Here is a 13,564-nt window from a genome sequence, read left to right on the forward strand (position 1 = left end):
AACAGGGTTCTTCTAGCTCAATGTACTGGTTAGAAACGCTCAGTCTTTAAAGCCTTCCAAGGCAATGGTTGGCTTCCCGTCCGCCTGCCAGGCTCCCTTGTTGTATCCCGCATTGTATCCCGGCGTGGCTTCAGGCTCCCAGTAGAACACGCCCAGCCCCGTACCTCCCGCTAAGCCTCTCACCTTGGTCTTGATGCTCTGGATAAAGCTCTTGGCTGCCTCCGGTTGATTGTAATCCATGCCGATTTCGCTGATCATGATGCTTTTTCCATATCTGGCGGTCATGTCTTTGGCATTGGCAATCGTTTGATCGACCTTCGAAGACCAATCGCCTGCTTCCGGGTACAGCGACATGCCGATAATATCAAAGTTCGCGCCGTTGCTGATCAAGCCACCAATGTTCCACTTGAACAATTCATTGTCGTAGCCATTCGATAAATGAACGATCGTCTTGGTCTGGCTGCTGACGGACTTCACTGCATTATGCCCCGTATTGACGAGCCAGGCGTAATTCTTCATGTTCGCCGAAGCTTTGCCGTCCTCCCACAGCATCCCGTTGTTGGTTTCGTTGCCGACCTGTACCCAATCCGGCGTCACGCCCTTATTCTTCATGGTGTTCATCACATAGACGGTATGGGAATAGACCGCATCCATCAGCTGCTGAAAGGTAAAATTACGCCAGGCATAGGGCTTGTTCTGCTGTCCCGGGTCCGCCCAGGAATCGCTGTAATGCAGCGTAAGCATAATGCTCATGCCTTTATTCTTGGCACGCTGGGCCAGCTCGGCGGCTTTTTCCGCATTCAGATAGCCGTTCATGTAATCATTCATATTGGGATTTACCCAGACTCGAATCCTGGCGGAATTGATCTGGTAATCATTCTTCAGAATGTCCAGAATATCGCGCTGAACCCCTGTCTTGTCCTTCCACTTATATCCTTGAGCTTCCATACCGGGAACCCAGCTGATGTCCGCTCCTTTTGCAAAAGCAGGCGCCGCCTCGGCTGAGCCGTTACCCGTAAAGCCAAACGATAACGCAAGCATCGATACGCATAGAAACATCCTGAACCAAACTCCTTTCGCAACTTCAGTCATCATGATACCTCCTTGGTTTTCGTTCACTGCGCAAGTGACATCCCTATTGTAAGCGCTCTCCAAATGAAGCCACAGGGCATAATGCCAACATTTCCGGTCCTTTTCCAAGCAAAATGAACCCCGTGCGCAAAGGGGTGAAATGTCAGATCCGGTGCGGATAAGACGATCATATGGTATAGACAAAAGCTGCGCGGTATATGAAGAAAGGACAGACACTGTACGAAGGCACCTGTCCCTGGAGGAGGCATGTTGTGAAACGAATCGGAGCATCGAAAGCTAAGACGGCTTACGAACTCCCGCCTTTCATGATCACCTTCACTCCATAAGGAGCCAACACAAGTTCAGCCCCTATGGCTTCGCCTGAGATAAAATCGCTGTACCGGGTTCCGTCCAGCGTGACCCGCTTCGCTTCGCCAGAGAAATTCATCACGAAAATGTAGTCCGACTCTCCATCCGTACGAATGGATGTGCTAACGCCCGGAGGCAGCTCCACCGGCAGCGCCCGGCGGACACCAGTCTGTTCAACGAGTTTCCTGTAAAAATCGGAATGAAACGGCTCCTTGTTCCGGGAGGCAATATAATAAGCCCGGCCCTTCCCCAGCTGATTGACTGTCAAAGCAGGCCGTCCCGCATAAAAATCGGATGAGTAAACGGCCAGTGCCTCCGCCGTCTCCAGATGAATGAGGTCGCAGAGCTCAATGGCTTCATAAGCTTTGGCCAAGCCAAGCCCCCCTCCGTCATTCGTTATGATGCCATTGACATCGTGATCATGGAGAGCATCGATTTCCTCCGACCATACGCCGAGCGTCTTACGGAGGGGCCCCGGAAATCCGCCAAGGAAGCAAAGGTCAAACTCGTCGACGATTCCCGACCAATACGTTGCAACAAACGTGCCGCCCGCTTCCACAAATTGTTGAATCCGCTCGCCCACGCCTGGGCGTACCATATACAGCATGGGCGCTACCAAAAGTTTATATCTGGAGAAGTCCTGCTCCATATCGATGACGTCGATCGGGACTCCCAACTCCCATAAAGCCCGGTAATGATCTTGCACGGTCTCCTCATACTTGATTCCCTTGTTCCGCGGACCCTGGGCATCGTTGATGGCCCAGCGGTTCTCCCAGTCAAAAATGACCGCCGCTTCCGCCGGAATGCCTGTTCCTACAACGGCATCCATCTTCTTGAGATAGTCCCCGACCTTGGCCACATCGCTGAACACCCGGGTGTGTTCATGACCGACATGATCGACGACGGCGCCGTGCAGCTTCTCGCTCGATCCCCTGCTCTTTCGCCATTGAAAATATTGCACCGTATCCGAACCATGGGCAACGGCTTGCATGGAAGACAGCAAATGCATACCCGGACGCTTCAGCTTGCTCACCGGCTGCCAGTTGGTCAGACTTGGCGTGCTCTCCATCAGCATCCAAGGCTGTCCGCCTTTGATCGAACGAATGATATCATGCATCATGGCAACGCGGGCTGCCTGCACAGCATCATCCCCGCCCTGGTCATGCCAGGTCGGATAGCTGTCCCAGGATATCACGTCCAGCAGATCGGCAAACTTCCAGTAATTCAGTCCTTCAAAATATTCCATCAGGTTCGTCGTAACCGGAAGGGACGGATTGACCCTGCGGAGGGGTTCCATTTCGTGCCGGATGAAATCCGCCGTCTGATCGGTTACAAACCGTCTCCAATCCAGGTTCATTCCATGGACCTGCGTCTCTCCGTGTGGTGCCGGGGATTCAACCTGGCTCCATGTCGTAATCGTATGACTCCAGAATGCGGTCCACCAGGCATGGTTCAGCTCATCCAGCGTGGCGTACTTCGCCTGCAGCCAAGACCGGAATGCGTCCTGACAGTAGTCACAATGGCAATCGCCGCCAAACTCGTTCGAGATATGCCAGCCGATCACGGCTGGATGGTTGCCATACCGCTCCGCAAGCTTCCTGTTGATCGTATGGACCTTCTCCCGATAGACCGGCGAAGTATAACAGTGATTATGCCGGAAACCGTGCAGGTTACGGACCCGTCTCTCGCTTACGCGCAGCACCTCGGGATACTTCTCCGACATCCAGGCCGGTCTTGCGCCGCTTGGCGTTGCCAGAAAGGCATAAATTCCATTGGCGGCAAAGCGGTCCAATACGCCGTCAAGCCAATCAAACGTGAATACCCCTTCCTCGGGCTCCAATGAAACCCATGAAAAAATGCCGATGGACATCACATTGCAATTCGCCAGCTTCATCAGCCGGATGTCTTCTTCGAGGACTTCGGGATAACGGAGCCATTGCTCCGGATTATAATCGGCGCCATGCAGCATGTGCGGAACGCGCGAGCTAATCGGATTAAACGTTCGTTTCATAGTAGGTTAAACCTCCTGTTTCCTGTTATGTTTGCATCTCTTATTCTTTGACAGAGCCCAGCGTCATCCCTTTAACGAAAAAACGCTGCAAAAAAGGATAGACCAGCAGGATGGGCGCCGCGCCGATAAAGATCTGTGCGGCATTCACCGTCGTCTGGGACAACAGCTCCATCTCTTTCGGGCTCATGCTCATCGAGCTCATGTCTCGCTGGATAATAACCGTCTGCAGGAAGGTCGCCAGCGGGAAGTCCTTGGCATTGTTCAGATACAGCAGCCCGTCAAACCATGAGTTCCAATGGAACACCATGCTGAACAGCGCAATCGTGGCAATCGAGGGCAGCGAGATCGGCAAATAAATCTTAAACAGCGTTTTGAAATGGCCGGCTCCATCGATGAAAGCCGCTTCCTCCAGTTCTTTCGGAATCCCCCTGAAGAAGTTCAGCATCAGGATCACCAGAAAGGTATTCACCGTGCCGGGAATGACCAGCACCCAGAAGGAGTTGATCAAGCCCAGCTTCTGAATCACGATATAGAATGGCACCAGGCCGCCATTAAACACCATGCTGAACACAAACAGCCAGGAATAAATACTGCGGCTGCGGAAGACGCGGTTCTCCTTGGACAGCGGGTACGCGGCCAGGAACGTTACGGCAAGCGTTAGAGCCGTTCCTAATACGGTACGCGCAATGGAGATCCAGATCGAGTGCAAAAACGCCGGGTTATTAATCGTTTTCTTGTAAGCCTCCAGCGAAAAATCGACCGGCCATAATCCCACCAGACTGGCGTCAGCAGCGGCTTTGGAGCTGAACGAAATCGCCAGCACATGAAGCAGCGGAATGATGCAGAGAATGGCCAGCGCGACAAGCAAGCAGGTATTAAACACGTTAAATATGCGGTATTCCATCGTTTTATGGTACATGGCTCTCCCTCTTTCGCTCTGCTAGAATATACGGTAGCCCGCCCACTTGTAGGCCAGCCGATAGGATACGAGAATAAGGGCCATACTGATCACCGATTTAAACAAGCCGATGGCCGTTCCAAACCCCATCTCGCCATTCAGGATTGCTGTACGGTATACAAAGGTATCGATAATATCGCCTTTCTCGTATACCAGCGGATTGTACAGGTTGAAGATTTGGTCAAACCCGGCATTCAGGATGTTGCCAAGCGCCAATGTTCCGACAACGATCGTGATGGGAATCATGGCAGGGATCGTGATATGAAGCGTTTGCTTCAGGCGTCCCGCTCCATCCATCTCCGCAGCTTCGTACAAGGTCGGGCTGACACCGGCCAGCGCAGCCAGGAATACAATCGTATTGTAGCCAAACTCCTTCCATACGTCAGACACGATCACCGTGAAACGGAACCAGTTATTGTCTCCGAGAAAAAAGATCGGATCGATGCCGACGGCCGCCAGAATCCGATTGGCAAAGCCGTCCACGGCGAGCATTTCGATCAAAATTCCGCCCAGGATGACCCAGGACAAAAAGTGGGGCAAATACACCATCGTCTGGATGCTCCGCTGAAGCGCCGTTTTTCGGATTTCATTCAGCAGGATGGCAAACACGAACGGAATCAGCAGATTGAACACGATTTTCATCACCGCGATGACCAAGGTGTTCCATATGACCTGCATGCTGTCCTGCCTTTCAAACAAATAACGGAAATTGTCCAAGCCCACCCATGCGGAGCCGCCAACGCCCTCCCACGGCTTATAGTCCTGAAAAGCCATAATGATGCCGCCCATCGGCAAATAACTGAATAAGAACAGACAGATAAGGGCCGGCAGCAGCATGACGTGGAAAGGCCATGTTTTTTTCATCCTCTTCATCCAAGATCCTCCCGTTAAATCAATCTACCTCTTGATTATAGGACCCGTCCCACGGGACGCAGTAGCCCACAAAACCAATATTCATGGCACGATAGCAATCAATTTGCGGCGACTCCAATGGCACAAAAAGGACGGCCTTTGGCAGGCCGCCCTTCATTAATCGGTAACCATAACTACTTCACGCTTTGATACCATTCGTTAACCTCTTTGGTGATCTGTTCACCGCCTCCGGCTTTCCACGTCTCTACAAATTTATCAAACGATTCAACCGGCTGCTTGCCGTAAATGATCTCGTTCAGGGTTTGATTCTCGATCTTCAGCAGATAATCCCACTTCGATTTCATGGTGGCGGTAACCGGTCCCGTAAACATGTTCTTCTTGGAGATCTCCTCTTGGGAGAGGAGCACCTCGGCAGCGGCCGGCGTATCCTTGCCATAGTTGACCGCGACATCTTTTTCGAGACGGCTCTCCGGCTTTTCCCCTTTTGCCAGCTTCAGCAGCGCTTTCATCTGCTCGTCCGGAATCCGGGCGCCGTCGCGGACCAGCAAATAACGGACGACATTGACATAACCGCCTTCGATTTGATCGTTCGGAACCATTTCGCCATTGGCATCGAGCTCGAAGTCATAACCTTCAAACAGTCCATTGGCAAATTCGCCGCCTTCCTTGGACACGGCAAAGTTATCAAACAGGTAGTTCTGATACGTGAAGAAAGCTTCAGGATGCTCCATGTCTTTATGGATCAGGGTAACGCCATTTGTATACTGCGTTCCATGCCGCATCGCAGCGCCGTCAGGACCAGCCGGAATTTGCACAGGCTTCCAGACGGCTTCCGGCGCATTCTTCACGGTATCGATCAGCGGCCAGCCGCTCATCCAATAGGGCCCCGGAATGATCCCGGCCGTTCCGGCTACAGCCGGCTCGGCAGTCTTATTCTCATCCCACAGTGCGGCTTCCTTCGGAATATACCCTTTATTCATCCACTCGTTCAGCTTCGCCAAGCCTTCCTTCATGCCTGGATGAACCGAGCCATATTCCAGGCTTCCGTCCTCAGCCACGTTCCACTGCTGCGGCAGCGTTCCGTAAGCGCCGAATATCCAGGACGGATCGCCCATCCAGGTGCTCATGGACGTTTTGAAGCCAATGCTGAGCGGGGTGACTTTGTCCGGGGCTAGACCGGAAGGGTTCTGGTTCTTGAAGGCCTCCATCACCTGCTCAAGCTCATCCATCGTCTTCGGTGCGCTCATCCCCAGCTTGTCCAGCCAATCCTGCCGGATCCATAATACATAGTCGTGATTATAGGCAAAATCCAGTACCGGAAGCCCCATTCGCTTACCGTCCCGGCTGTACTGATTCCACACATTGGAATCCAGATTCATCGCGTTCTTCCACGTTTCCGATGCATACTGGTCAAACAGCGTGCCTACCTCGGCAAACATGCCGGAATCGATTAAATCCTGGGCCAGCTGCTGATTTTCGGTGCCGAGCGTGACGATATCCGGCATCTCCTGTCCGGAGGACATAGCCAGACGCAGCTTGGTTGCAAAAGCGCCGTTGGTATCCGTAATGGACCACAGCGATTTGATGTTGATGCCGAACTTCTCCTTGGCCCACTTCGTAGCCACGTTGTTCTCGATCGTTTCCCCATTCTTGAATTGCAGCGTTGGATCGACGCCCCACACCGTCGTAATCGTAACTTCCGGATCGTATTTGTCTTTGTAGACGTTTTCAGTTTTAGATTCGGCTGGCTGCTGTGCCGCTTCCGGCTTCGGCTCGCTCCCGGAGCATCCGGCCAAGGATCCGGCCAACAGCAAGGACGCAGCCAGGATCGGGAACCATTTCTTTCTTCTAGCGTTCATATCTAAATCCCCCTTCTACCACCTTATGGATTACATGTTTAATTATAGAGGGGCCGGCAGCCGCATCCTATGTCACGAATCGAAGATTTCTGCACCTTTAGCAACATCCTTGGTCTCTGTATTCGTTCGGCGTCATCCCGTAGTGCTTCCGGAACATCTTGCTAAAATACTGCGGGTTCTGGTAGCCAAGCTCAGCGGTAATTTCATAAATCTTCTTGTTTGTATGCTTCAGCAGGTATAACGCCCGCTCCATTCGCTTGCGGATGATATAATCGCCAAGTCCCTCTCCGGTTTCACTCTTATAAATCTTGGATAAATACACCGGATGCAGGAATACCCGGTCCGCAATCGTCTTGACGGACAGGTCATGACCCGAATCGGCAGTCACCATCTCCTGAACCTGTTTGATGATATGGCTTTTGCTCGTTATCTCCTGCTCGGAGGAGATATCATGAAGTTTGTTCAGCATATCAAGCGACCAGGAACGCAGCTTCGCAGCCGACTGAACCACCTGCTGAATATACAGGGGATCCCAGCCGGCCTGGTCCAGCTGATGAACGTAATGGCCCTGCTTATGAGCCAGGTACATAAAGGCATTCGCAACCGATAAAAAAATTTCATACAACGCCGTCTGCCCAATGAATGCGGTTTCAAGCTCTGCAAAAACTTGTTCTATTTTGTCCCGGGCGGCATCCCACTGCCTTGTCTCCAGCAGATGCAGCAGACTGGGCGGTTTGGCAAAAGCCTGGGTAACGTCCCATACAGGCTCACGCAGCCGGCCATCATGGTCTTCAGCAAACCGGATGGCTTCATGATCTCCGTTTCCCCAGAGGTAAAGCGAGCTTAATCCCGACCGGTAAACGGATGCCAATTCCTCCGGAAAATCAAAGGAGGCCGATACGAGAACAGAAATACTCCCCTTCAGATAGCTGTCCACATCCTGTTGAAACTGGTATACATACTGTTTCAATGCGCGGGAATCCGCGAATGGATTCATTTCCTCTGCCTTGTACTGAGCCAACAGAATCAAGCCGTTATGCGGCGTTTTGCTGGACCACACATGGAGCAGCTCGGCAAATACCTCCTCCGCAATATTACCGATGGCATATTCCATCAGGCTGACCGAATGGTCGTCCATTCTTGTAAATTTCTGCCCGAGCTGGATCAGCAGCATAACCGTCCACCGGTCTGTTCGGAGTGGGATCTCGTATTCATGCAGCTTGTGTTCGAGTGAAGGTCGCGGTATCTCGCGTCCAAGCAAGAGATCATGCATGAGGCTGTTTCGCAGAATGCCGAGATCCGATTTGCGGCTGTACATCAACTGATGATACTGCCCAAGCTCCTTCCGCTCCTCCTTGATTGACGCCAAGGCGGAGCTCACACTGCGTATGAATTCATCATCGTCCACCGGCTTCAAAATATAATCGGATGCCTGCAGCCGAATCGCCTGCTTGGCATATTCAAAATCCGAATAACCCGTAAGTAAAATGCAGCGGATATGCGTCCAGCGCTCGGTTATGGTCTCCATCAGCTCCAGGCCGGTCATGACCGGCATCCGAACATCCGTGACCACCACATCGATGTCCTCCTCCTCCAGCAGGTCGATCGCCTCCAAGGCGGAAGAAGCCTGATACACTTCTTCAATATCCAGCTCACGCCATGGTATCGTCTGATATAAACTTTCCGTGACATAACTCTCGTCATCAACCAATAAGATATTCATTCATTCTCTGCCCCCTGCCCTGACTTTGATTGATTCCTTCCAAGCGATCCGGCAGCGGCCAATAGAGCACAGCCCGTACGCCGCCCTGCGGAGATGCCGCAAACCGCAGGCCCGCCTCTTCGCCATAACGCAGCCGCATGCGCTGGTGAACATTCCAGACGCCGCAGCCCATCTCCTGATCCATCGGCTTGTTCAACCGAGCCTCCAGCTCGGCCAGCTTCTGCCCGTTCATACCTATTCCGTTATCATCCACTTGGATGCAGGCCATGCCGTCCAGAATTCGGAAGGTTATCCTGATTTCACCATTGCCCGAGTGAGGTTCAATGCCATGGAGGACGGCATTCTCCACGAGGGGCTGGATGACCAGCGGCGGGATCTCCATGCCTTCGGCTTCTTCCGTCAAATCGAGATGATATTTAAGACGCCTCATTCGCATCTGCTGTATTTCCAAATAATGCGTAACGAACTCCATCTCATCGGGCAAGGGAACCAGTTCCCTTTCCTGACGCGTGGTATAGCGGAAATACCGGGACAAGCTGTGCGACATCGCCACGACGGCTTCGTATTTCCGAAGCTTCGCCATACTGGTGATAAACGAGAAGCAGTTGTAGAAGAAATGGGGATTGATCTGGGACTGCAGCTGCTTCAGCTTCGCTTCCCTGACATGGATCTTCTCCATGTATACATGCTCGAACAGTTCCTGGATCTGCTCCACCATTGAGTTGAATCTCGTAGCCAGAAAACTGAACTCGTTTCGGCCCGATACCTTCATCCTCACCGCGTAATCCCCGGCCTGCAGCCTGCGGAACACATAAACCAGCTGCTTGATCGGAACCTGAACCTGGGAGTACAGCAGGTATGCGGCGAGGCAGCTCATCAAGAGCAATGCGGCGATCGATATATAAAAGAGCCTGTTGGACGTATGGATCGGCTTCATAATGTCCGATAGCGGAATATAGTCTATCAAATACCATCCGGTCGTTTCCGATAATACGATGCTGACCGAATAGGTTTTGCCGCCCACTTCCTTCACGCGGTTCTCCACGTCTTGGAGCGGCTCCCGACCCAGCTCCGCAATCATATGGTTAATCAGTTCCTGGTCCGCGGTACGGTTGTAAATAACGCCGGTATCCGGTTTATAGTAGAACGGATCGCTCCTTCCGTCGCTTTTAAAGCGGTCCAGCATATCCTGAATGTTGGTGCTGTCGAATTCTACCTTGATCACGGTATTTGACTTGCCTGTATGATGCTGGGTGGAATACGGTGACACCGAATACCAGACAAATAGGAACCGCCGATCGCTCCCCTCATCATAAGGAGTGACCTGCCAGCCCGGCTTCACGTCCTCCGCAAGCTCCTTTGGCGAGTAAAACCCGGCATCGCTTTCGGTGACCACCCGCCCAAGGGACGGGGAATAAATGGCCAGGTGGCTGCGCCAGTTCGAAGAGCTCTCCTGTATGCTCAGCTTCGTCTGAATCTGCTTCACCAGGTTAATCGCGTCCAGGTTCAGATATTTATCCTGCAAATAAATATCCCGAAAACTTGAAATATCCGGGTCATGCAGCAGCAAATTCGGCCACGATGCCAAAATATCGATATTGGTATTCACCTGATTCTGAAAGAAGACGAGCTGGTTCGTATTCGATTGGCTGAGCTCCTTGCTGAGCACGTTCGTCGTGGTTTGGTTTGAATAGAAATAGAGGCCGACAATCGGAATCAACATCAGGAAAATAAACAGCATGATTTTTCGGAACAGATTAAATTTGGACATACATCGGCAGCCCCTTGGGTTTATGTAGTATGAGAAGTTCATTTATAGAGCGAAATATGTTTATTATATCGGAGTTCACCCTGCGCCGTGTAGGGCATATTAGCAAGATTTCAGACACTTTCGAAGGGGATTGTTGCGAGATGGCCGTTTGCTGTCCGCATAGAGCAGCACTAAACAAAAAAAAGGATCCCGGCCTCAAAGAGAGCGGGATCCTGCTAAATATGCTTTGAAAAAATATATGCCTTACATGAGTCCATCCATCAATGGCCTGACGGCTGTGTCTCTTCCGTTCCCGTCTCGGGTTCAGGAGGCGCATTGCGGAAGGCGGCCACGATCAGCATACAGATCACCGCCATCACGGCCATCACCACAAACAAGGAATTCAGGCTGCCCTCCAGTATCCCGCTCAGCAGGCTGCCTGACCCTTCCGGCAGCTCAGCCATGCCATGCGGAGAGAGCAGCTTATTAATATCGTCGCTGGTAATGCCTGCGGCATCCGGCTCCGCCGCAAGTCTGCCCGCAATTCCCGCATTGACCCATAATCCGAACACCGCTACGCCCACGGTCTGACCGAACGTGCGGATGAAGGAGTTCAGCGCCGTGGAAGCTCCCCGGACCTCATAACCCACCGAGGATTGCGCGATGATCTGAAACAAGGTGGAGATATATCCGAAGCCGACCCCATAAATGAACGTAAAGACCAGCAGCACGCCCAGCGCCGTATCCTTATGCATGAACGCCAATCCCACCGCTCCGATGATTAGAAATACGACGCCGATAATCGCCGTTTTCCGGGAACCGGATTTAATGATCAGGCGCCCGCTGATAATCGAACCGATCAGCCATCCGATCGACATCGGGGCTAATGTCAGGCCCGACAAGGTCGCGTTGCCGCCCCGAACCCCTTGAATCCACAGTGGCAAATACGTGGTCAGCCCGATAATAAGCGCGCTTACCAGAATATTGGCTACCGTCGATACCGTAATATCCCGGATCTTGAACAGATGGAGCGGCAGCATCGGCTCCTTCACTCTGCTCTCCACCACCAGAAACGCAGCGAGCAGCACCACGGAACCGATCATCAAACCGAGCATGAACGGAGAAGTCCAGGAATAGCTCTCTCCGCCACCTACCGCGAGCGCAAACAGCAGCGCCGTCATTCCCACGGTAAACAGGGCCGCTCCCCCGTAATCGATCGATACTTCGCGGGTGGTGCGCTCCTCTTTGAAATAACGGAAAATCAGCCATATCGATAACAGCGCAAACGGTACATTAAAAACAAAGATCCAGTGCCAGGACAGGTAATCCACGAAGTACCCGCCAAGCAGCGGTCCGATCAGAGAAGAGATTCCCCATACGGAGCTGATCATCCCCTGAATCTTCCCTCGTTCCTCCAGATTGTAAATGTCTCCGACAATCGTAAAGGTCACCGGAATAACCGCACCGGCCCCAATTCCTTGGATTGCCCTGAATATGATCAGCTGCGTCATGTTCTGCGACAGGCCGCACAGCAATGAGCCAACGAGAAAGATCAGCGAGCCGTATAAAAATACGGGCTTGCGTCCATATAAATCGCTTATTTTACCGAAGATCGGCGTTGTTACCGCCATCGTCAGCAGGTAGGCCGTAAAAATCCAGCTCATGAGGCTTACGCTGCCGAAACTGCTGATAATGGCCGGTCCCGCCGGGCCGACTACCGTTCCTTCGATCGCAGCCATGAAGGTGGATAACAAAATACCGACCAGGATATAACTGCGTTTGTCTTGTTTTAATACACCCACGTTCCTTCGTCCCCTTTACTCTAGACAGCCCCGGCATGATTCCAGTCCCTGCTGTATCAGGTTTCCGATATATGTCCTTCTGATAAGGATAAAAACCGGGGCCAACAGCATAAAAGCGCCTCCCGATACCAGGAGCGCTTTCACATCATGTAACATTTCTATTATAAGGGTTACAACGAAGGTTGCACAGTCATTTTCCCGCTTCGCAGATGAATAGAGGAAGTGGCATGTCTCTTCATGAGCTCGGGATCGTGCGTAATCATCAATATGGCCGAACCTTCCCCAATGACAAAACGGCACAGCTCGATCACCTTATCGATGGCGGCATAGTCCATCCCCGACGTCGGTTCGTCCAGGATGTACAGCGCTCTTTGCAGCATCAATTGGCTGATGATGCTCAGAAGGCGCTTCTCCCCCTGACTGAGCAGGTAGGGAGACATTTGAAGCCGACCCGTCAGCCCCGCTTTCTCCAAAAGAAACCTAGCGCGCTGCTGCTGGCCAGCAGACAGCTTCGGACGCTTCTTCACGGACACCCCTCCATGAAGACTGTAAATCAGCTCCTCCCACACATTCGGGGCGGTAAACATATATTCCGGCTGCTGGAACACATAGCCGATCATCTCGGCTCTGCGGTAAACGGCCATTCCCTTCGTATCTTCCCCTTGCCAGCGTATGCTGCCTGCCGGAGCCGGCAGCAGGCCCATGATCAGGCGGCTGAGGGTCGTTTTGCCGGACCCGTTCTCCCCGGTCAGCAGCACCCAGTCGCCTGGATCAATCTTCGCATCGATATCGCGCAGCGCCTCCCGGCCGCCGGGATACGCAAACGTCAGCGAATCGATCTGGAGCAGCGGGGAGACGGCAGACAGCCGCGCGCTTTCCGCATGGGGGACCGCTGCAGGCAAGGAACCTGCGGGGATTGGCTCTTCCGCACGGGATACCGATGCAGGCAGGGAACCTGCGGGGTTCGACGCTTCCGCACGGGATACCGATGCAGGCAGGGAGCCTGCGAGGATCGGCATTTCCGCGTGGGGTTCAGCCGAATGCGGGGAAGTTGCCGCCGTGACAGGCTTGTCCCCGGCGGCGGCACCCGCTGCCTCGCATGCGGGCCGAGGCAGCAAGCCCAGCTGCACCAGCTGCTTCCCGCAGCG

Annotated in this window: 9 protein-coding genes; all 9 read right to left on the reverse strand. The window is 52.9% G+C overall.

All coding sequences use genetic code 11. The features are described 5' to 3' along the window. Window positions 1-39: 39 nt before the first annotated feature. Window positions 40-1,059: a glycoside hydrolase family 53 protein gene (locus tag M4D81_RS31855; protein WP_235613214.1), complete on the reverse strand. Its 1,020-nt coding sequence runs from the start codon at window positions 1,057-1,059 to the stop codon at window positions 40-42. A 319-nt stretch (window positions 1,060-1,378) separates the two neighbouring features. Further along, window positions 1,379-3,451, reverse strand: a complete 2,073-nt coding sequence (locus M4D81_RS31860; RefSeq protein ID WP_311200735.1) for a beta-galactosidase — start codon at window positions 3,449-3,451, stop codon at window positions 1,379-1,381. Between the two features lie 40 nt (window positions 3,452-3,491). Beyond that, window positions 3,492-4,370, reverse strand: a complete 879-nt coding sequence (locus tag M4D81_RS31865; RefSeq protein WP_113058259.1) for a carbohydrate ABC transporter permease — start codon at window positions 4,368-4,370, stop codon at window positions 3,492-3,494. Window positions 4,371-4,391: 21 nt separating this feature from the next. Continuing rightward, window positions 4,392-5,282 (reverse strand): ABC transporter permease, encoded by an 891-nt coding sequence (locus M4D81_RS31870; RefSeq protein ID WP_113058258.1) that lies wholly within the window; start codon window positions 5,280-5,282, stop codon window positions 4,392-4,394. Window positions 5,283-5,455: 173 nt separating this feature from the next. Continuing rightward, the gene (locus M4D81_RS31875; RefSeq protein WP_260069332.1) at window positions 5,456-7,141 is read right to left on the reverse strand and encodes a type 2 periplasmic-binding domain-containing protein; all 1,686 of its coding nucleotides are present in this window, start codon (window positions 7,139-7,141) and stop codon (window positions 5,456-5,458) included. A 97-nt stretch (window positions 7,142-7,238) separates the two neighbouring features. Next, on the reverse strand, window positions 7,239-8,864 hold the full coding sequence (locus M4D81_RS31880) for a response regulator (RefSeq protein ID WP_260069333.1): 1,626 nt from the start codon (window positions 8,862-8,864) through the stop codon (window positions 7,239-7,241). Next, a complete protein-coding gene (locus M4D81_RS31885) occupies window positions 8,845-10,635 on the reverse strand; it encodes a sensor histidine kinase (protein ID WP_260069334.1) in 1,791 nt (596 codons plus the stop codon). The genes M4D81_RS31880 and M4D81_RS31885 overlap by 20 nt, the downstream gene beginning before the upstream one ends. Before the next feature lie 260 nt (window positions 10,636-10,895). Further along, a complete protein-coding gene (locus M4D81_RS31890; protein WP_071221895.1) occupies window positions 10,896-12,416 on the reverse strand; it encodes an MDR family MFS transporter in 1,521 nt (506 codons plus the stop codon). A 170-nt stretch (window positions 12,417-12,586) separates the two neighbouring features. Further along, window positions 12,587-13,564: ABC transporter ATP-binding protein (locus M4D81_RS31895; RefSeq protein ID WP_260069335.1), on the reverse strand; the 978-nt coding region annotated here is incomplete at its 5' end.

The sequence above is a fragment of the Paenibacillus sp. p3-SID867 genome, assembly GCF_025142895.1.
Lineage (GTDB): Bacteria > Bacillota > Bacilli > Paenibacillales > Paenibacillaceae > Paenibacillus_AQ.